Source organism: Bradyrhizobium sp. (assembly GCF_035935975.1).
Classification (GTDB): domain Bacteria; phylum Pseudomonadota; class Alphaproteobacteria; order Rhizobiales; family Xanthobacteraceae; genus Bradyrhizobium.
This window is the reverse complement of record NZ_DASYWN010000052.1, coordinates 1-20,647: the sequence shown is the minus strand read 5'-3', so window position 1 is coordinate 20,647 and position 20,647 is coordinate 1. Positions and strand designations below refer to the sequence as shown.

15 protein-coding genes are annotated in these 20,647 nt (G+C 66.1%); 10 read left to right on the top strand and 5 right to left on the bottom strand.

Annotation, left to right across the window (positions count from 1 at the left end; genetic code table 11):
• Positions 1–147 precede the first annotated feature (147 nt).
• From VGR99_RS30815 to VGR99_RS30800, 4 genes are all read left to right on the top strand, one after another.
• Positions 148–2,577, top strand: coding sequence for a bifunctional diguanylate cyclase/phosphodiesterase (locus VGR99_RS30815; RefSeq protein WP_326904074.1), 2,430 nt, complete (start codon positions 148–150; stop codon positions 2,575–2,577).
• A 227-nt stretch (positions 2,578–2,804) separates the two neighbouring features.
• A complete protein-coding gene (locus tag VGR99_RS30810) occupies positions 2,805–4,106 on the top strand; it encodes an MFS transporter (protein ID WP_326903710.1) in 1,302 nt (433 codons plus the stop codon).
• A 157-nt stretch (positions 4,107–4,263) separates the two neighbouring features.
• Positions 4,264–6,849, top strand: coding sequence for an EAL domain-containing protein (locus VGR99_RS30805; protein WP_326903709.1), 2,586 nt, complete (start codon positions 4,264–4,266; stop codon positions 6,847–6,849).
• Between the two features lie 139 nt (positions 6,850–6,988).
• Positions 6,989–7,894 (top strand): LysR family transcriptional regulator, encoded by a 906-nt coding sequence (locus tag VGR99_RS30800; protein WP_326903708.1) that lies wholly within the window; start codon positions 6,989–6,991, stop codon positions 7,892–7,894.
• Positions 7,895–7,935: 41 nt separating this feature from the next.
• On the opposite strand, the gene VGR99_RS30795 is transcribed toward VGR99_RS30800, so the two are convergent.
• From VGR99_RS30795 to VGR99_RS30780, 4 genes are all read right to left on the bottom strand, one after another.
• Entirely contained in the window at positions 7,936–8,361 is a 426-nt protein-coding gene (locus VGR99_RS30795) for a putative quinol monooxygenase (RefSeq protein WP_326903707.1), read from the bottom strand.
• Between the two features lie 45 nt (positions 8,362–8,406).
• Positions 8,407–9,267, bottom strand: a complete 861-nt coding sequence (locus VGR99_RS30790; protein WP_326903706.1) for a VOC family protein — start codon at positions 9,265–9,267, stop codon at positions 8,407–8,409.
• 111 nt (positions 9,268–9,378) lie between these two features.
• Positions 9,379–10,389, bottom strand: coding sequence for an aldo/keto reductase (locus VGR99_RS30785; protein ID WP_326903705.1), 1,011 nt, complete (start codon positions 10,387–10,389; stop codon positions 9,379–9,381).
• A 145-nt stretch (positions 10,390–10,534) separates the two neighbouring features.
• The gene (locus VGR99_RS30780) at positions 10,535–11,146 is read right to left on the bottom strand and encodes a TetR/AcrR family transcriptional regulator (protein WP_326903704.1); all 612 of its coding nucleotides are present in this window, start codon (positions 11,144–11,146) and stop codon (positions 10,535–10,537) included.
• Between the two features lie 129 nt (positions 11,147–11,275).
• Here VGR99_RS30780 and VGR99_RS30775 point away from each other — a divergent pair, with 129 nt between their 5' ends.
• From VGR99_RS30775 to VGR99_RS30760, 4 genes are all read left to right on the top strand, one after another.
• Complete coding sequence (locus VGR99_RS30775) at positions 11,276–12,508, top strand: cytochrome P450 (protein ID WP_326903703.1); 1,233 nt, start codon at positions 11,276–11,278, stop codon at positions 12,506–12,508.
• Between the two features lie 266 nt (positions 12,509–12,774).
• Complete coding sequence (locus VGR99_RS30770; RefSeq protein ID WP_326903702.1) at positions 12,775–16,434, top strand: AsmA-like C-terminal region-containing protein; 3,660 nt, start codon at positions 12,775–12,777, stop codon at positions 16,432–16,434.
• A gap of 341 nt (positions 16,435–16,775) precedes the next feature.
• A complete protein-coding gene (locus VGR99_RS30765) occupies positions 16,776–17,900 on the top strand; it encodes a DUF2336 domain-containing protein (RefSeq protein WP_326903701.1) in 1,125 nt (374 codons plus the stop codon).
• Positions 17,901–17,925: 25 nt separating this feature from the next.
• Positions 17,926–18,159, top strand: coding sequence for a hypothetical protein (locus VGR99_RS30760; RefSeq protein ID WP_326903700.1), 234 nt, complete (start codon positions 17,926–17,928; stop codon positions 18,157–18,159).
• Positions 18,160–18,383: 224 nt separating this feature from the next.
• Here the strand turns inward: VGR99_RS30760 and VGR99_RS30755 are convergent, their stop codons facing one another.
• On the bottom strand, positions 18,384–19,121 hold the full coding sequence (locus VGR99_RS30755; RefSeq protein WP_326903699.1) for a 3-oxoacyl-ACP reductase family protein: 738 nt from the start codon (positions 19,119–19,121) through the stop codon (positions 18,384–18,386).
• Positions 19,122–19,220: 99 nt separating this feature from the next.
• On the opposite strand from VGR99_RS30755, the gene VGR99_RS30750 reads away from it, so the two are divergent.
• A complete protein-coding gene (locus VGR99_RS30750) occupies positions 19,221–19,814 on the top strand; it encodes a TetR/AcrR family transcriptional regulator (RefSeq protein WP_326903698.1) in 594 nt (197 codons plus the stop codon).
• A 170-nt stretch (positions 19,815–19,984) separates the two neighbouring features.
• Complete coding sequence (locus VGR99_RS30745; RefSeq protein ID WP_326903697.1) at positions 19,985–20,470, top strand: YkgB family protein; 486 nt, start codon at positions 19,985–19,987, stop codon at positions 20,468–20,470.
• The last annotated feature ends 177 nt before the right edge of the window (positions 20,471–20,647 follow it).

Genomic DNA, 20,647 nt, shown 5'->3' with positions numbered 1-20,647 from the left:
CAGGGCAATCATTAACTAAGCCACGCAATGCGGGATACCCGGGTTTCGAAATTGTGCAGTTCTTAACCCCGTTCCTTGTCCGATAGCAGTTCCGGCGGCTCAACCAGAAGTTCGTGCCGCCGCGCCGAGGGGGACGTGCGTATCAAGATGGGCGGTCGCGATCAGAACGATCAGGATCGGGAGCGTAGGACCGGATGGTGGCGCGCCGCGCCGCTGCTCGGGCTGTATCGCCCTGCGCTGGTCGCGATTGCGGTCGGTCTTCTGTTCTCGATCGTGGGCGCCGCCGCCGTTGCGCGCTGGGAAGACCGCGTCAACCGGATCGAGTTCGAGAACGCGGCCGAGACCGAAGCGATCGTCATGCAGAACGGCATGGGCGAGTACATTTCCCGGCTCGTCGCGCTGCGCACGCTGTTCGAATCCACCAACGAGGAAATCACCCGCAGCGAATTCGAGACCTTCAGCGCGCGCCTGTTCGAGCGCCATCCCGGAATGCTGCGGATTGCGTGGCTGCCGCGTGTGAACCGCAAGGAGCGCGCCGAATACGAGGCCGCCGCGATTGCGGACGGCGTGTCGGGCTATCGCATCAAGTCGCTTCAGGGCGATGCCCTCGCGGCGGCGCCGCAGGGCGATGAATATTTCCCGGTGTTCTACTCGACCCAGCCGAAGACCTCGTCGGTCTACGGCATGGACTATGCGAGCATCCCGGAACGTCGTGTGGCGCTGGAGCGCGCGCGCGACAACGACCGCGTCGCCTCCATCCGCACGCGCCTCTATGAGCCCAAGGAAGGCGGCCGGCTGCCCGACGTCCTCGTCGCCGTTCCCGTCTATGCCAAGGGCACCTCGCGCGAGACGGCCGCGGACCGGCGCCGCAACCTCGCCGGTTTCGTCGTCGGCGTCTTCGACCTGCCGCTGCTGATCCAGTCCATTCGCGTGACCACCGGCGCGAGCCCTGCCGTCAGCGTCAACATCTATCCGCCCTTCACGGGGCAGATCGTCAGCCTGGAAGACATGCTGCCGGACTTCTCGTCGGCCGCAACCGCGCCGCAGTCGATGCGCGATGTCGCGCGTGGGCTGCACTGGTCCGGCAGTCTCAAGATCGGCGACACCGACTGGCAGGTGCGCGCCATGCCGACTGCCGGCGGCGCGCTCGAGACGGCCTACGATCGGGCGGCCGCAGTCCTCATCGTCGGCATGCTGTTGACGCTGTCGCTGTCGGCCTATCTGATGCTCGCAAGCCGCAATTCACGGCGGCTGTCGCTGGCCAACCGCCGGGTGCTGGAGCTTGCCCAGACCGACATCCTGACCGGGCTGCCGAACCGTGCCTTCTTCCTCGCCCGGCTCGACGAGCTCAACGGCGAGTTGGGCGATGCAGGTTCGGCCTTCTCGATCCTGATGCTCGATCTCGACCGCTTCAAGAACGTCAACGACTCGCTCGGTCACGGTGCCGGCGACGTGCTGCTGCGTCAGGTGGCGCAGCGGCTGAAATCCGCGCTGCGCACCACCGATGTGCTGGCGCGGCTCGGCGGCGACGAGTTCGCCATCATCCAGGAAGCTTCCGAGGATCAGCGCACCTGCGCGACCGAGCTGGCGGGGCGGATCGCGAAGCTCGTGTCCGAGCCGTTCCTGCTGCCCGGACATCGCGTCGAGATCGGCACCAGCATCGGCATCGCGATCGCGCCGGAACACGGTCGCGACCAGGAGCAGTTGCTCAAGAAGGCCGACCTTGCGCTCTATCGCTCGAAATCGGCCGGCCGCAACTGCTTCACCATCTACGACGAGGTGATGTCGGCCGAGCTCGAGGCGCGCAACACGCTGGAAGGAGACTTGCGCGACGCCATCGCGCGCTGCCAGCTCGAGGTGCACTACCAGCCGTTCGTCGATGCTCTCAGCGGCGCACGGCGCGGCTTCGAGGCGCTGGTGCGCTGGCGGCATCCGACGCGCGGATTGATCCCGCCGGACCAGTTCATTCCGCTGGCCGAGGAGACCGGGCTGATCGTTCCGCTCGGCGAATTCGTGCTGCGGCGCGCCTGCGCCGACGCAGCCAACTGGCCCGGCGACCTCGCGGTTGCGGTGAACCTGTCGCCGATCCAGTTCAAGGAGGCCGAGCTGTTCGAGATGATCTGCGCGGCGCTCACGGCATCCGGTCTGCCGCCGCAGCGGCTGGAGATCGAGATCACGGAATCGGTGCTGCTGGAGCGCGGCGTCGAGAACCTCGCCTTCATGGAACGGTTGAAGCAGCTCGGCATCGAGCTGGCGCTCGACGATTTCGGAACCGGCTATTCCTCGCTCAGCTACCTGACCGCGTTCCCGTTCGACAAGATCAAGATCGACAAGTCGTTCATCCGCAACCTCACGCACCAGCCGCGCAGCTCCGCCATCATCGCCTCGATCGTGACGCTGGCGCGCGGCCTCGACATGTCGGTGACCGCCGAGGGCGTCGAGACAACAGAGGAGTTCGAGCGGCTGACGGCGCTCGGCGTCAATTTCGCGCAAGGCTATCTGTTCGGACGCCCGCAGCCGGTCGACCAGATCGCGCTCGACGAATCTCCCCGGTCCTCGCAGCGCGACGCGGCCTGAACCTCGGCCTTCATGGTTCGAGACGCCCGCTTTCGCGGGCTCCTCACCATGAGGGTCTGATATCTCACCGCGAAACGTGACCTCATCCTGAGGAGCCAGCCGGAGGCGGGCGTCTCGAAGGATGCGCCGCAGCGAAACTGCCGCTCAACGCGCATCACGCGAAAATCGCTTGACCCAGGCGGCCCCGGATGGTCGGTAGCACCATCTAGGGGTGAAACAAACACATCATGCGGCTTCCGTTCTTCTACGGCTGGGTCGTGGTCGCGGTGACCTTCGTCACCATGGCCATCGGCGTGAACGCCCGCACCGCCTTCTCATTGTTCTTTCCTCCGATCCTCTCCGAGTTCGGCTGGGAGCGCGGCGTCACCGCGGGCGCCTTCTCCTTCGGCTTCATCGCTTCGGCCGTGGCGAGCCCGCTGATCGGCCGCCTGATGGACCGCTCCGGCCCGCGCGCGGTGATGGAGCTCGGCGTCGTGCTGATGGGCGGCGGGCTGCTGCTCGCCCCGTTCACCAGCGTGCCCTGGCATCTCTACATGACTCTCGGCGTCATGGTCGGCGCCGGCAGCGTCTGTCTCGGCTATTCCGGCCAATCCCTGTTCCTGCCGAACTGGTTCATCCGCAAGCGCGGCTTTGCCATCGGCATCGCCTTTGCCGGCGTCGGCATCGGATCGGTGACGCTGCTGCCCTGGGTGCAGCACATGATCGAGCAGACCGGCTGGCGTACCGCCTGCACCGCGATGGGCCTGATGATCCTGATCGTGCTGGCGCCGATCAACCTGTTTCTGCACAAGCGCCCCGAGGATATCGGCCTTCGGCCGGACGGCGATGCTGCGCCGGCCGCCGGCGCCGCAAAACCGGTCTCCAACGTCGTCGATCACGACTGGGTCAATACCGACTGGACCTTGAAGCGCGCGGCGGCGACGGCGCGATTCTGGTGGATCGCGGTCGGCTATTTCTCCGGCCTGTACATCTGGTACGCGGTGCAGGTGCACCAAACCAAATTCCTGCTCGACATCGGCTTCAGTCCCAATGTCGCGGTGTGGGCGCTCGGCGTGGTCAGCCTGCTCGGCATTCCCGGCCAGATCCTGCTGGGCCATGTCTCCGACCGGATCGGGCGCGAAGCGGTGTGGGCGATCAGTTGCGCGGGTTTTGCGATCTGCTTCGCGGCGCTGATCGCGCTGAAGTTCCAGCCGTCGCTGTGGCTGGTCTACATCATGGTGTTCACGCAAGGCGCACTCGGCTACGGCCTCACCTCGATCATGGGCGCCGTGGTGTTCGAGATTTTCCAGGGCAGGCACCAGGGCAGCATCTTCGGCATGATCATGCTCGCGGCACTGGCTGGCGGCGCGGCTGGGCCCTGGCTCACGGGTCTCCTCTATGATCGCACCGGCGATTACACGCTCGCCTTCGTCATCGCCATGGCCGTGAGCGGCTTGTCGGCGCTGTCGGTGTGGCGGGCCTCGCCGGGCAAGGTGCGGGCCGTCGCGGGCCGATTGCACCGGCCTTCGGCGGGAATCGGCGCTGAATAGGTTCCGCGCGCATCGGATTACCTCTGCCGTGTTCGCGGAACGTTAAGCATGTCGCGCCTTGGCGCGGCGCGGGGCGCTTGCAAGAACGTCTTGGACACCATCGGAGCGTTAGCGTTGGGCCGATTGCCGCTTGTTCCCGATATTGCCGGTTCTAACGATGTCTGCCTCCGACGCCCCAGTGACGGAAATGCCGGACGTGCTGCGCGCCGTGCTCGAATGCGCCAGCGATGCAATTGCCATCGTCGACGACAATCATCGCATCACGCATTTCAACGCCGCTGCGGAACGGATCTGGAAGCTCGCACGCACCGACGTGCTCGGCCGCGACGCCGAAATTCTCTCGCTCAAATTCCTGCAAGGAGATCTGCCCAAGGACTTCCGCGAGGAGATCAGCCTCGTGCGGCGCGACGGCAGCCGCATCAGGGCGCTGGTGTCGTCGTCTTCAATGATGATCGACGGCGCAACCCACCGCATCGTGTTCGCACGGGACGTCACCGCCGAAGCGGAACGTCGCGTCAGGATCGGGCTGCTCAACGCCGTCTCCGACCAGACCAACCGCGCGGTCATCATCACCGACGTCGAACAGAACATCGTCTACGTCAACTCGGCTTTCACGGCGCTGTTCGGCTATACCAACGGCGAGGCCGAGGGCCGCCGCGCCGGCGAGCTCATCGCCGGCTGCCATACCGACCGCAAGGCCGTCGCCAGACTCGTCAAGCGCCTGGTGAGCGGCGGCCGGCGCGGTGAAATCGAGACGCTGGTCTATAACAAGGACGGCGAGGAGATCTGGGTCTGCGCCCGCATCGACGCCTTCCGCGACAAGAAGGGCCGGGTCAAGCACATCTTCGCGCTGCTCGAGGACATCACCGAGACCAAGCAGCTGCGCTCGCTGCAGCAGCTCATCATGGGCGCGCTCGCCGACGAGGTGCCGATCACCGACATCTCCGACAGGCTGTGTCGCCGCGTCGAGGAGATCGCGCCCGATGTCGTCTGTTCGTTGCTTCACGTCGATGCCGCGGGCCTGGTCCATCCGCTCGGCGGTCCCAGCCTGCCCGAGGATTATTCCCGCGCATTGGACGGCATCGCGATCGGTCCCAATGTCGGCTCCTGCGGAACCGCAGCCTTCTACGGCAAACCGGTTCTAGCCACTGATCTCGACACCGATCCGCGCTGGCAGCCCTACAAGGCGATGCCGCTGGCGATTGGCCTTCGGGCGTGCTGGTCGACGCCGATCAAGGCCAAGGACGGCCGGGTCATCGCCACCTTCGCCTTCTATTTCCACGAGCCGCGTGCACCGAGCAACTGGCACCGCCGCATCGTCGAGGCCTGCGTCGACCTCGGCGCCTTCGCGATCGAGCGCAAGGAGGCGCGCGCCGAGATCGCGCGGCTCGCCTACCACGACATCCTCACGGGTCTGCCGAACCGCGCGCAGCTCCGTCACCTCATCACCACCGCGATCGATGCCTGCCCGACCGGCAGCCATGTCGCGCTCGCTTTCCTCGACGTCGATCATTTCAAGGACGTCAACGACACGCTCGGTCACGCCGCCGGCGACGAGCTGCTGATCCAGCTCGCGCAGCGCCTGCGTGAGCACATCGGTCCCGAAGACATGCTGGGCCGGCTCGGCGGCGACGAGTTCGTCATCCTGCTGCCGCAGCGCACCGCCGAGGGCGCCGAGCGCGTCGCGGCCGGAATCACCGAAGCGTTGGCCGCCCCCTTGAGGCTCGGGTCCAAGCAGATGCCGATGTCGGCCAGCATCGGCATCAGCCTCTATCCCGATCATGCCACCGACATTGACACGTTGATGCAGCAGGCCGATGCCGCCATGTACATGGCCAAGCAGGCCGGCCGCTCGACCCATCGCATCTTCAGCGCCGAGATGAACGGGCTCGCCGAGCAACGGCTGGCCCTGATCGCGGCGCTGCGCAAGGCGATCGCGGAGGGCGCGCTGACCCTCAGCTATCAGCCGCAGATCCGCAGCTGTGACGGCGCCATTCACGGCGTCGAGGCGCTGGCGCGCTGGCACGATGCCGTGCTCGGCGACGTCTCGCCGGCAAAGTTCATCCCGCTCGCCGAAGAGTGCGGCCTGATCGAGCAGATCGGCCTGTGGTCGGTGCGCGAGGCCTGCCGGCAGATGGCGAGCTGGCGCCGCGCCGGCCTCAACATTCCCTGCGTCTCGGTCAACCTGTCGCCGATCAATTTCCGCAACGTCACGCTGGCCGCGCGGTTGAAGGACATCCTCGCCGAATATGATCTGCCGCCGGATGCCCTGATGCTGGAGATCACGGAAGGCGCGTTCATGCAGGACAGCGTCGCCGCGCTCGAGACCATGAATGCGATCCGCGAGCTCGGCGTCGGGCTCTCGGTGGACGATTTCGGCACCGGCTATTCCAGCCTCAGCCGTCTCGCGCACCTGCCGATCCGCGAATTGAAGATCGACCGCAGCTTCATGCGCGACATCGAGAAGGACGCAGGCGCGCTTGCGATCGCCACCGCCGTGGTGCGCGTCGGCCAGGGCCTCGGGATGACCGTCGTCGCCGAAGGCGTCGAGACCGAAGGCCAGCGCCGGACGCTCGCCGAGCTCGGCTGCGACGTCGTGCAAGGCTTCCTCTACGCCCCCGCACTCGCCCCCGTCGCGTTCGAACGCTGGCTGATCGAGCACTGCGCCGAGCAGGCGAGGGCGATGTTGGGCCGGCTCCACGTCGGCCCGGTGGAACGCGGCGCGGTGAAGCGCTCGGCGTAGGCGTCCTTTCGTCGCACGGTGCATTCGGATTGATCCAAATCGCACGATTTGGTGTCGCCAGTCCTGGTGGATGAGGCGACTTCGCAATGTCGCCTTGCTAGTCTCCCGCGCATCCCCGAAAGCGATGTGCAGGAGCGGTATGGACAATCGTGCAGGCGAGATGCTGGTGTTTGTGCGCGTCGTCGAGACGGGCAGCTTCTCGGAAGCGGCCCGTCTCATGCTGATGACGCCGTCCACGGTCTCGAAGCTGATCGCCCGTCTGGAGGCCCGGCTCGGCGTCCGCCTGATCGAACGGTCGACGCGCCGGCTCGCGCTCACGGTCGAGGGGCAGTTCTATTTCGAGCGCAGCCAGGCGCTGCTGGCTTCGCTCGACCAGACCGAGCAGCAGATCGCGCAAGGTGGGGCGGAGGCCGAAGGGGTTATTCGTGTGACCTCCTCGGTGACATTTGGCGCTGCTGCGCTCGAGCCGATCCTGCCGGCCTTCTTCGAGGCCTTCCCGCGCATCGTCGTCGATCTCTCGCTGTCGGACGAGGTGGTCGATCTCTATCTCGACCGCACCGATGTTGCGATCCGCGTCGGCAAGCTGGCGGATTCCAATTTGATGGCGCGCAGGATCGGAGAGACACGGCGGCGCATCGTCGCCTCGCCCGCTTATCTCGCGCGCCACGGAACGCCGAAGACGCCGGAGGACCTCGTCCATCACAATTGCCTGGGCTTCAACTTCCGCCGCACGATGCCGGTGTGGCCGATGCGCGAGGGCGGACGCATCGTCGAGCGGATGCTCAGCGGGTCATTGCTTGCCAACAATGCCGAGACGCTTCGCCGGATGGCGATCGCGGGCGTGGGTATCGTGCGGGCGGCCGACTATCATCTGCGCCAGCCCATTGCGCGCGGCGAGCTGGTCGAGCTGCTCGCCGACAGCGATATCGGTGCGACCGACGAGATCCACGCGCTGTTCCGCGGCGCGCAGTTTTTGCCGGCGCGGGTGCGGGCCTTCCTCGATTTCACGGTGCCGCGCATGCAGCAATTCCTCGCCGAAGGATGACGCGGCCGGGGCGTGGAGTTCGTCCCGGCCGCATAACAGCGTCAGCGCCGGTCGCGCCCCAGGATCTCCATGCGCATCACCTGGACGCCGCCGTCTGCAAGTGCCGGCAGCTTGGCGAACCAGTCCTTGACGTAGGGCATCGCGTTGTGCGCCTCGAAATCATCCTTGGTGACGAAGACCTCGTAGAAGATGAAATGGCCGGGATGCTCCCGGTCCTCCTGCAGGAAATAGACGAGGTTCTTGGGATCGCTGCGCACCTGCGCGATCAGCGGCAGCGTGGCGGCCCGCAGCTCGGCCTCCTTGCCGGGCTTGGCGCGCACCTCGGCGACGATCGAGTAAGCGCCGGCCGGGATTTTGGCGTAGCTGATGCCGCTCGCTTCCTTGGCCACGACCGGAGCGGACGCGGCGATTGCGCCGGCTCCGAGCAGGATGGCGAGTGAGCATGATTTCACGAATCGAGATTTCATTTCCAGTTCTTCCAATTTCGAGAAAAGCAGACAGCAGCCGCCAAATCACAGTCCGGTCAGCGTGCGCTGCCGGGTGGCGTGCGCGTCGGCAAAACGCTGCTTCACCGGCCCGAGCGCCTTGACGAATTCGAGCTGCTCGCCCTCCGGGCCCTTGCAGTAGATCAGCTCCCAGCCGTCCGACGGGGCGACCGTCACCTTGTTGGTGTTGGTGTTCTCGGGAGCGGATTTGCGCTCGGCTTCGGTCCGGACGCGGATGATGCGGTTGGCCCGCACCTGCGTCATGCCGCGGCGTGTGGATTCCGCCTCGAGGTCGGTGATGAACTTGTTGAAGTCGACATCGTCGCGCACATAGAAGCAGATGTGCATCATGCGCGGGTAGGCCGGGCTCATGTTCTGAACCGGTGGCGCAAAACTGTTGGCGCTGCCCATCGGCTCCTGCGAATTGCGATATTGCAGCAGCTCGATCACGACATTGTCGAACTGGACGAAGCGGACGTCGAGGCGCTGGTCGCCGTCGCGAAGGTTGGGCACGCCGATCGTCTGCGGATCGACATGGAGCTCGCCTGCGCGGATCTCCTGGTCGGCGAGCAGCGTGTTCTGCACCTGGTCGCCCTGGAAGTCGCCGTGGCGGAACACTTCCGTGCCGCCCAGCACCTCTGTGTAGAATTCGAACGCGCGCTCCATGTTTTGCACCGTCAAGCCGAAGTGCTGAACGCCCTGCAGGCGGACCGCCAGCGGGCCGGCGTTGCGATCGGTTGCGGATAGCCGGTTGATCCCGCCCGCCGGGGGCGTGGCGGCAATTGCGGGGCCCGCCGTGGTTGCCCCCGCGACCATCGCGGCGCCGGCGGTCAGAAGCATGTCGCGGCGGCTGGGATCGGCGGCCTTGTCGGTTTCGAGTTCGCGCATGGTCTTTCTCCTTTTCACTTCAGTCGGGATGCGTCGATTGCGGACGCGGGGGGCCGGCCGGTCGAAGCGAGGCTTCGACCGGTGAGCATTCTCAGTGATCGGACTTGCGGGTTAGCCCGCGATGGGAAGCGGAGCGGCCGGGTTGACCAGGCCGGCTGCGCGCAATTCGCGCCAGAAGTCGGCGGGGATGGTCTCCTGCAGCGCCGCGCGGTCCTCGGCGATCCGGCTCGGCCGGCTGGCGCCGGGGATCACGGCCGCAACCGCAGGATTGGCCAGCGCGAATTGCAGACCGGCGGCCTTCATGCTGATCCGATGCCGATCGGCAATCGCCTTGATCGCCGCGACCTTGGCGAGGATCGCCGGCGTCGCGGGCGCATATTCGAAGTTCGGGCCTCCGACGAGCGCACCCGAGCTGTAGGGGCCACCGACGACAATTCCGAGCTTGCGCTCCGCGACGACAGGCATCACGCGCTGGAGCGCCCGGTCATGGTCGAGCAGCGTGTAGCGGCCGGCGAGCAGGGAGACGTCGGGGCGCGGCTCGTCGAGCTCGAGCAGCAGCTCGATCGGCTCGACCCGGTTGACGCCCAGGCCCCAGGCCTTGATCACGCCTTCGTCGCGCATCCGCTGCAGGGCGCGGAAGGCGCCCTTGCGCGCGCTTTCGAACACACTGAGCCATTCGTCGCCGTAGAAATCCTGCGCGACGTCGTGGACGAAGGCGATGTCGATGTGATCGGTCTTGAGCCGCTTCAGGCTGTCCTCGATCGAGCGGTAGGTCGCGTCCTCGCTATAGTCGTTGACTATCCTGTTGCGGCGGCCATGCGCGAACACGCTGCCCTTTTCGCCATTGTCCCGCGGGCTCTCCTCGATCTCGTCGAGCACGACACGGCCGACCTTGGTGCTGATGACATAGGCCTCGCGCGACTTGCCGGCGAGCGCCTGTCCCATCCGGATCTCGGCGAGGCCTGCGCCATAGAAGGGCGCGGTGTCGAAATAGCGGATGCCGTCGTTCCAGGCGGCATCGACCGTCGCCTGCGCCTCGGCCTCGGGAATGTCGCGGAACATGTTGCCGAGGGGCGCGGCGCCGAAGCCAAGCTTGCCGGGCAGGATGTCGTTGATTGCCATCGTACTCTCCCTTTCGTCAGACCTGTTCTCCGGACCCGTCGTCCGGCGTCGATGGGTGAAATACATGGGGCCCCGCTTGCGCAGTAGCCAGGCGCCGATCCCAGCACCTTGGATTTGAATTCACAGGTTGGGCGTCATGCACACCCTACTCCCCCGCCAGCCCCGTCCGCCGCCGCAAATCCATGATCGCGCGCAGAAAGCTGTCGGCCGGCGTGGTCTCCGGATCGATCAGCCGGTGCAAACGAAAACCGTCTTCCAGCGCGAGCACGACGGAGGCCATCCAGGGCGGGTTCAGATTGTCACCCTTCGCGTTGCTCTTCAGCGTCGCCTCGACGATGTCGGCGACGAGCTTGCGCCGCGCGCGCAGGCGCTTTGCGAGCTCGGGGCGGCGCTTCTCGGCACGCGCGACGAACAGGATCATCTCCATGTGGAGGAGAGGCGAGCGGCCGAGCGGGTCCTGCCTGGTGCGGTCCATCGACTTCAGCGCGGCGATGAAATCGTCGAGATTGTCGTGCTGCGCGAGGATGTCCATGTTGCGCCGGATCGACTGCTCGACATGGTCCTCGAGCATGGCGATGATCAATTCGTCCTTGCTCTTGAAATTCGAATAGAACGCGCCGCGGGTGAAGCCGGCCGCGGCCGCGATCGCCTCGATGCTGGCGCCGCCGATGCCGTCCGCCTCGAACACGCGCGCGGCCGCCTCGAACAGCTTGTCGCGCGTATCGTCCCTGGTCGGCCTGGTTCTCACCCTTGACATCGGCGCAGGTTAGGGCAGAATGCAACTCGATACAACAATGTATCGAGTTGATAATCAAAAGGGATGGTTACGCCGGGCAGTGGGGCTGCCTCGCGTATTCGTGTCATCGGCAACCGAGTTGAGGTCACCATGAACGAGCAAGTGCAACCCACCGGCGGCGATCCGCTGTTCAACCCGCTGTCGCCGGACTTCATCCGCGATCCTTATCCGCATTACGACCGGCTGCGCACGACCGATCCGGTCCATGTCACGCCGTTCGGCCAGTTCGTCACCAGCCGCCACGCCGACGTCAGCCTCGTGATGCGCGACAAGCGCTTCGGCAAGGATTTCGTCGAGCGCTCCAAGCGCCGCTACAGCCCCGCTATCATGGACGAGCCGGTGTTCCGCAGCATGAGCCACTGGATGCTGCAGTCCGATCCGCCCGATCACACGCGCCTGCGCGGCCTGGTCGTGAAGGCCTTCACCGCCCGCCGCGTCGAGGACATGCGGCCGCGCATCCAGGAGATCGTGGACCAGGCCATCGATGCGGTGATCGACCGCGGCCACATGGACCTGATCGAGGATTTTGCCTTCCGCCTGCCTGTTACCATCATCTGCGACATGCTCGGCATCCCCGAGGACCATCGCGAGGTCTTCTACAAGAGCTCGCGCGACGGCGGGCGGCTGCTCGATCCGGTGCCGCTCTCGCCGGAGGAGATCGCCAAGGGCAACGCCGGCAACATGATGGCGCAGATGTATTTCCAGCAGCTGTTCGAGCTGCGCCGCCGAAACCCCGGCGATGACCTGATCACCCAGCTGGTGCAGGCGGAGGAGGACGGCAACAAGCTCACCAACGAGGAGCTGACCGCCAACATCATCCTGCTGTTCGGCGCTGGCCACGAGACCACGGTCAATCTGATCGGCAACGGCCTGCTCGCGCTCCACCGCAATCCGGACCAGCTCGCGCTGCTCAAGGCGCGGCCGGAGCTGATGGTGGGCGCGATCGAGGAATTCCTGCGCTACGATTCGTCGGTGCAGATGACCGGGCGCGTAGCGCTGGAGGACATCGACGACCTCGGCGGCAAGAAGATCCCCAAGGGCGAGACCGTGCTCTGCCTGCTCGGCTCGGCCAATCGCGATCCGGCGGTCTACCCCGATCACCCCGACCGGCTGGACGTTAACAGGCAGAACGTCAAGCCGCTGTCGTTCGGCGGCGGCATCCATTTCTGCCTGGGGGCCCAATTGGCGCGAATCGAGGCCGAGATCGCCATTGCCACGCTGCTGCGGCGGCTACCGGATCTGCGCATCGACGACGTGGAAAACCCCAAATGGCGGCCGACCTTCGTGCTGCGCGGTCTGACGCAGCTCCCGGCGAGCTGGTGATAACTGCCAGTCCTCATCCTGAGGAGCGCGCCAGCGCGTCTCGAAGGATGAAGGGCCCCGCTGCATCCATGCGGCGATAGCCGGGCCTCGCCCTTCGAGATGGCCGCGTTCCGCGGCCTCCTCAGGGTGAGGGTCTCACACCGGCGTTAACCTCCGCGCGCAACAGTCGCTGTGACTTCGCCACACTTCCCCTTATATAAGGGGCTGTTCCGGCGCGCCTGAGGCCCTCAGGTTTGGCCCGGGCCGGTTTGGCCGAGGGGAGACCCGTGCAGACGACGCTGCTCGGATTGGCGATTGCCTTCATCTTAGCGCTTTTGGCCGCGCTGATCGGGCCTTACTTCATCGACTGGAACCAGTTCAGGCCCCAGTTCGAGGCGGAGGCTGGCCGGATCATCGGCGTACCGGTACGGGTCGCGGGCGCGCTCGACGCGCGGCTGCTGCCGGCGCCGACCCTGCGGCTGCGTTCGGTCACCTTCGGCGGCAACAACGATCTCGGCCGCCTGCGTGCCGACAAGCTCGACGTCGAGTTCAGCCTGGGCTCCTTGATGCGCGGCGAATGGCGCGCCACCGAGCTGACCGTCAACGGCATGGCGGTCGATCTCGGCCTCGATGCGCGCGGGCGGGTCGATCTGCCGTCCACCGCCAGCGGCACCTTCAACCTCGCCTCGCTCGCGATCGAACGGCTGAACCTCACCGGCCGCATCGCCCTGCACGATGCCGCCAGCCGCTCGACCCTGGAATTGAACGACATCGTCTTCTCCGGCGACGTCCGCTCGCTGGCCGGCTCGGTCCGCGGCGACGGCAGCTTGACCGCCAACAAGGTGCGCTACCCCTTCCGCGTCTCCTCCGGCCCGAGCGCCGACGGCAGCGCCACCCGTCTCCACCTCAATATCGATCCCGGCGAGCGCGCCATCCTCGCCGATCTCGAAGGCGTGCTCGCCTTCGACAACCGCCTGCCGAAATTCGACGGCGCGCTGATCCTTGCCGTGCCGCCGCCGAAGAAGCCGGGCGAGGCGGGGCCGACGCCCTGGAAGCTCACGACAAAGCTCAAGGCCGATCCGGCCGGCGCCAAGTTCGACCAGATCGATGCGAGCTTCGGCACTGAAGACAACGTGTTGAAGGTTGGCGGCGTCGGCGACCTCAGGTTCGGCGCCTCGCCGCTGCTGCGCGCGGTGCTGTCGGCGCGTCAGGTCGATGCCGACAAGCTGGCGGGCAAGGACGATAGCGATCCGCAGCGCGTGCTGCAGGCGCTGCGCGCGGGGCTGGCGGCGATCCCGCAGGCGCCGATCCCGGCGCAGATCGAGTTCAACTCCGATCAGATCATGCTCGGCGGCCGTCCGCTGCAGAACATCACCGCCGAGCTCCAGACCGGCGGCAGGTCGTGGACCTTCCAGCGGCTCGAGCTGCGCGCACCCGGCATGACGCAGCTCTCGCTCAACGGCGCGACGCCCGGCGCCGACAGCTTTAGCGGCCGCCTCAGCGTCGAATCCTCCGATCCCGATACGCTGGTGGCCTGGCTGCAGGGCCGCACCGAGGTCAACCGCCGCAGCACGCGGCCGCTGCGGCTCGCAGGCGACGTGACCATCGCTCCCAACCATCTCGCCATCGACAAGCTCAAGGCCGACATCGAAGGCGGCACGGTGGAGGGCCGCATCGGCTTCGTGCAGACGGGCGCCAGCAAGGGCTCTCGGATCGATGCTGAGCTCAAGGCCGATCGTCTCGACCTCGACGCCGCCGCGAGTTTTGTCCGCGCGCTGGCGGGACCGCAGGGCGAATGGCCGGAGGAAGTAAAACTCTCGCTCGATGTCGGCCGCGCGATCTCCGCCGGTCAGGAGCTGAAGCCGTTTGCGGCGAAGCTCGGCTATGGCCCGAATGCGCTGTCGCTGGAGCAGTTGCGGTTCGGCCAGACCGGCGGCGTGACCACCGAGGCGAACGGCAGTTTTGATCGCACCAAGGCCACCGGCAAGCTTGCGCTGAAATCCTCGGCCAATTCGCTGCGCGAGCTGACCGCGCTGATCGAGCCGTTTGCGCCGGCGGTGCGTACACGGTTGGACGCGCTCCCGTCGCTGCCGGGTGCGACCCGCCTCAAGCTCGATCTCAGCCTCGACAAGAACACCGAGCATGCCGATCGCGGCGACGCCCGCGCCACGCTCGATCTCGATGCGCCGCAGCTCAAGGCCACCGCGACGCTGGCCGCGCAGACACCGATCGCGGCCGTCAACGGCATCGACATCGACAAATTGCGCAGCAGCGATTTCACGCTGGACTCGAAAGTCTCGACGCCGCAGGCGGGCGCATTGCTGGCGCTGCTCGGGCTCGACCGTCTGGTAGCCGCAGGCGAGGGCGCTTCGCAATTCGAAGGCCGGTTGAGCGGCGCCTGGCGCCGGCCGCTGCAATTGAACGCAAAGCTCAGTGGCGGCGGGCTCGATGCGGACGCGCAAGGCAGCGTCGAATTGTCGGAGCCGAAGGCCAACGTGAATCTGCGCGTGCGCAACGTCAACCTTGCGCCGCTGTTCGGGACCAGCCCGGCGGACAAGTCGACGCAGAGCGTCAGCCTGTCCTCGCGCGTCGGCCTGTCCGGCAACCGCCTGACCTTCGACGATCTCGACAGCAGTGCGGCCGGCTCGCATCTGCGCGGCCATCTCGCGGTGACGCTCGACCAGGAGAAGAGCGTCGACGGCGAGATCGGCCTCGACACGCTCGATGTGATGCCGGCGCTGGCGATGGCGATCGGTGCTGCCGGACGCGATGCCGGCGAGCCGCTGAGCGCAGGGCTGCTCGGTGGCTGGCGCGGCCGCATCGCCTTCCAGGCGCTGCGCGGCACGTTGCCCGGCGGGCTCGAACTGCGTCCTTTCGGCGGCACGATCCGGAGCGACGGCCAGTCGCTCGCGCTCGATGGGTTGAAGGGGAATGTCGGCGGTGGCGGGATGTCGGCGAGCTTCGATGCGCGCAATGGCCCCAATGGCGTTGCGCTGAATCTGCATCTCGATCTCACCAATGTCGATGCGACGACGCTGCGCTATCGCGACCTCGCGCTGACCAAGGGACGCGCCTCGGTGCAGATGGCGTTGAACAGCCAGGGCCGTAGCGTTGCGGCCTTGACCGGCGCGCTCGCCGGCAACGGCACGGTGACGCTCGACTCCGCCGAGATATCGGGCCTCAATCCGCGCGCCTTCGAGATCGCGATCCGTGCCAGCGATGGCGGCCAGGTCAGTGACGACAACCGGCTGCGGCAGCTCGTCGAGCCTGCGCTGGCATCCGCACCGATCGCGGTTGCCTCGGCGCAGATCCCGTTCACGATCCGCGACGGCCGCCTGCGCGTCGGCGCAACCCCGCTGGAAGCCAAGAATGCCCGCGCCATCGTCTCCGGCGGCTACGACATTCCCGCCGACCAGGCCGACATCCGCGCCAGCCTGACGCCGATCATGACCGGGCTGTCGGGCGCGCCGCCGGAGATCCAGCTGTTCGCGGCGGGGCCGCCCGACAAGCTCAACCGTACCGTGGACCTGGCGCCGCTGTCGTCATGGCTCGCGGTGCGCACGATCGATCGCGAGACGCGGCGCCTCGACGCCATCGAGCGCGGCGAGCCGCCACCGGCCACCGCCGCGCTGCCGACGCTGGTCTCGCCCGATCCCGCGCCGGAGCCCTCGCTGACGGATGTGCCGATGCCCGGCCGCGATCCGCGCCGAGCGCCGGCGCCGAAGGCCAAGGTCGAACCGAGGGCGCCGCCGACCCCGAAGGCCCCGCAAGCCGCGCCCGCGGCGCCAAGCCCGGCACTGACAAGCCCGGCACTGACAAACCCGCCGCTCGCCAGCCAGCAGGTCGCCCCGCTGCCGCCGCCGATCGAGGTGCGGCCGGCGCCGGGCCCGCCGCCCGCCAAGCCGAAGCCCAAGCCGCCGCTGGTGCTGACGCCGTCGAATCCGTGAGGTGGCAGCATCTTTGCGGCCATCCTTCGAGACGCCCGCCTTCGGCGTGCCCCTCAGGATGAGGCCTTGTTTCGCGGCGAAATCCTAAGACCCTCATGGTGAGGAGCGCCGTCTTCGGCGCGTCTCGAACCATGAAGGCCGAGCTGGTCGCAGCCCGGTGCATTGCCCGCCAGTAAACCCATTCCCTCGCATTTGAACGAATTTTCGTCAGCAAAACTGATCTGCCGGTTTTACTGGATCATCGCGTTTCATCTCTAACCTCGGTTCCCAGAGGAAGTCGGCGTCGCGCCTGCACAAGCGGGATGGCCCGGCAAGGAACGACCAAGAACTGGGGTTATGAGATGAACGGGGCGAAGACGCTTCTGCAGGACCTGGACGATGCGATCGCGCGCGGCACCGACGAAAGCCGGACGCGTGCGTTGTGGCATGCGACCGACATTCTGATCACCGGCCGCTACAGCGACGACGAGATCAGCATGTTCGGCGAGGTGATCGGCCGGCTTGCCGACGAGATCGAGGTTGCCGCGCGGACGCAGCTCTCCGAATTGATGTCGGCCTGCGATCACGCCCCGCTCAACGTCATCGAAAAGCTCGCGCTCGACGACGAGATCGAGGTCGCAGGTCCTGTGCTGCGCGACTCCACCCGCATCGACGAGAAGATGCTGGTCAAGAGCGCCATGACCAAGGGCCAGGCGCATCTGCTCGCGATCTCCCAGCGCCAGTCGATCGGCGAGGCCGTGACCGACGTGCTGGTCAAGCGCGGCGACCAGGAGGTCGTGACCTCGGTCGCCAGGAACGAGGGCGCGCGCTTCTCCGGCTCGGGCCTGCTGCACATGGTCCGTCGCGCCGAAGGCGATTCGATCCTTGCCGAGCAGCTTGGCCTGCGCAAGGACGTGCCGCGGCACATCTTCCAGCAGTTGATCGCGAAGGCGTCGGAAGACGTCCGCCGCCGGCTCGAGACCGAGCGCCCCGAGATGATGGCGCAGATCCAGAGCTCGGTGACCGAGGTCACCGGCGATCTGCAATCCAAGTTCGGCCCGTCCTCGCGCAGCTATTTCGTCGCCAAGCGCGTGGTGACGACGCAGTATCGCCAGGGCAACCTCAACCAGGATTCGATCTCGAACTATGCGCGCCAGCATCGCTTCGACGAGGTGCAGATCGGCCTGTCGCTGTTGTCGGCGCTGCCGGTCGACGTGATCGAGCGCGCGCTGATGGACCGCAACCGCGAGATGCTGCTGGTGCTGTGCAAGGCGCTCGACTTCTCCTGGGACACGACCATGTCGCTGCTGTTCCTCGGCGCCAAGGATCACCTGATCACGGCGCGGGAGCTCCAGGACAATGAGCGCGAGTTCGGCCGGCTCAAGATCGAGACCTCGCGCAGCATTCTGAAGTTCTACCAGTCGCGCAAGAACAACGCGGGTGCCGAAGCCCCCGGGGGCCGTCAGCCCGAGCTCCAGGTCCACTGAGCGGGAAATCGAGGGAGTATTTGCAATGTTGCCTCAATTCGGCACCGCCGTTCGCAAGAACAAGAACCTCACTGCCGACACGAGCGGATCCGCTCCCGAGAAGGCGTCCGTCGACGCCGCCTGGCTCGTGCTGGAAGCCGCCAACGATCTCGGCGACCAGGCCGCGATCGCAGCCTGCCGCCGCGTCATCGACGCCGAGCTGAACGGCACCGCCGCCAGCAATTCGGATGTCGATCTCGTGCTGGGATATTTCAGGTAAGGCTCTCGTAGCCCGGATGGAGCGCAGCGTAATCCGGGTCGCTGTCGCTTGTGGCAAGACCCGCAACCTCGGCTGACGCCATGTGGTGGTGTACGAGCCAAGGCTACACGAAGTAAGGCTACACGAAATAAGGCCACGCTAGATCAGACGGCACAAAGCGATCCGACACCGGCCACGAGCGAGAGGCCGCCTTGGGGGCGGCCTCTTGCAACTGAATGGGATACTCAGGCGTTCGCGCCGCCGTCGACGGTCAATGTCGTGCCGGTGATATACTTGGCTTTCGCACTGGCGAGGAACGCCACGGCGCTCGCGATGTCATCCGTCGCGCCGTAGCGGCCGAGCGCCATGAATTGCTTCAGGGTCTCGGCGGTCGGGCCGTGCGCCGGATTCATGTCGGTGTCGATCGAGCCCGGCTGCACCAGATTGACCGTGACATCGCGGGGACCGAGCTCGCGCGCCAGCGCCTTCGTGAACGCTGCCAGCGCCGACTTCGTCGCGGCGTAGACACCGAGCACCGGCGAGGGGACACGGTCGGCGAAATAGCTGCCGATGGTGATGATGCGGCCGCCCTTGCCGAGATGGGGCAGCGCCGCCTTGCTTGCGACGATCGGCGAACGGACATTGACGTTCAGCTGCGCATCGATGTCGGCGAGCGAGATGTCGTTGAGGCCGCCCAGCCTGAGAATGCCGGCATTGTTGACCAGGATATCGAGCCCGCCGAGCTCCTTGACGGTCTTGTCGACCGAGGCCTGAACGGCGGCGACATCGGCGCTGTCGGCCTGGATCGCGACGGCTTTCCGCCCCGACGCCTTGATGGCGTCCACGATCTTGGCGGCGCTCTCCGCGGACTTCTCGTAAGTGATGGCGACATCGGCGCCCTCGGCTGCGAGCGCCTTCGCGATGGCGGCCCCGATACCCCTGCTAGCGCCCGTCACCAGGGCCCGTTTTCCTGCCAGCGTCATCTGATCTCTCCAATTCTGTAATGATCGGCACAGAATATGTGGAGTCTTGATCGCGATGGTCAAGTGAATTATGTGTTGATCATTACAGAAAGGCGGGCGATGGCAGGTCGGCCACGGGAATTTGATCGCGACGCAGCACTCGAAGCCGCCATGTTCCTGTTCTGGCGCAAGGGGTTCGAGGCGGCTTCGATGCACGACCTGTGCGAGGCCATGGGCGTCCGCTCGCCGAGCCTCTATGCGGCCTTCGAGAGCAAGGAAGCGCTCTATCTCGCGGCGATCGAGCACTACGTCCGGACCCAGGGACCTCCGGTGTGGGATAAGCTCGCGGACGGAAAAACCGCGCGTGAGGGCATCGAAAACCTGCTGATCGGGGCGACCGAGACCCTGCCGAAATCCCGGACCGCGCCGGCCGGCTGCATGGCCGTGCTGGGCGCCGTCAGTGACGAATGGCCGGCCACCATCGCCCGCGCGATCAGGAAGGTCCGCCTCGATATGCTCGGCAATCTGCGCGCGCGGATCGAAGGCGCGGTCGCCAGCGGCGAACTGCCGGCGACAACCGACATCGATGCGCTAAGCCGGTTTTACCTGAGCGTCTTCCAGGGCATGGCGATCCAGGCCAAGGACGGCGCGACGCCAGCGGAGCTCAGAGGCGCAGCCAAGGCGGCGATGGCGGCGTGGCCCGGCGAGGCGTAGGACCTGTCTGTCCGGCATGCGGGCCTGCTGACGCAGACACTTAAATTGCACGCAGCTGTGATCGGGGGAACCCCGGCCGCGGGTAACGACGGAAACTCCTCGCCGTAGAGCACGTAGCGAACGTTGCGTTCGCCAGCAAACATATGCGCAAGCCGGGGAGAAATCGTCACATGAAGGAATTCAACGTCGCCGAAAAGGGCGATGGTTCTTACCGTCCGCTCGCCATTCTCCGCTGGGTGATGGTGGTGATCTTCATCTCGTTCGGGATGCAGAAATTCACGCCGCAATCCGCGCACGGCATCGCCCAGTTCATCAGCAACAGCCCATTCATCTCCTGGCTGTCGGTATTTGGCCTGAGAGGGGAGGCGTATGTCCTCGGCGTTGCCGAATTCGCGATTGCGGCGTTGCTCGTCGCCGGCGCGTTCAGTCCAGTCTTGTCCGCGCTCGGTTCATTGATGGGCATGGTGACCTTTGCAGTCACCTGGTCGTTCTTCTTCACGACGCCGGGCGTCGTCAAATGGAGCCTTTCATCCGATCCAATGGCGTGGAACCTGACAGGCGAGTTTCTGTTCAAGGATATCGTCTTGCTCTGCGTCTGCGCAGTGTTGTTTCTCGCCTCGCTGCCGCAATCGATCGTTCGGCTGCGCGCCGGCTGAGAGCTCAGACTGCCTCCTGTGGGATGGGTTTCGCTTCGCTCTACCCATCCTACGAGACTGTGAATCTTTTTGTACCGCGCGTCGGGCGAATGTGATTCTCTAGGCAGATTGATTGCCGGGGAGAGAGATGGCTGACGACGGATTTTTTGGCGAATTGCCGGAGCAGTCGACGCCGCG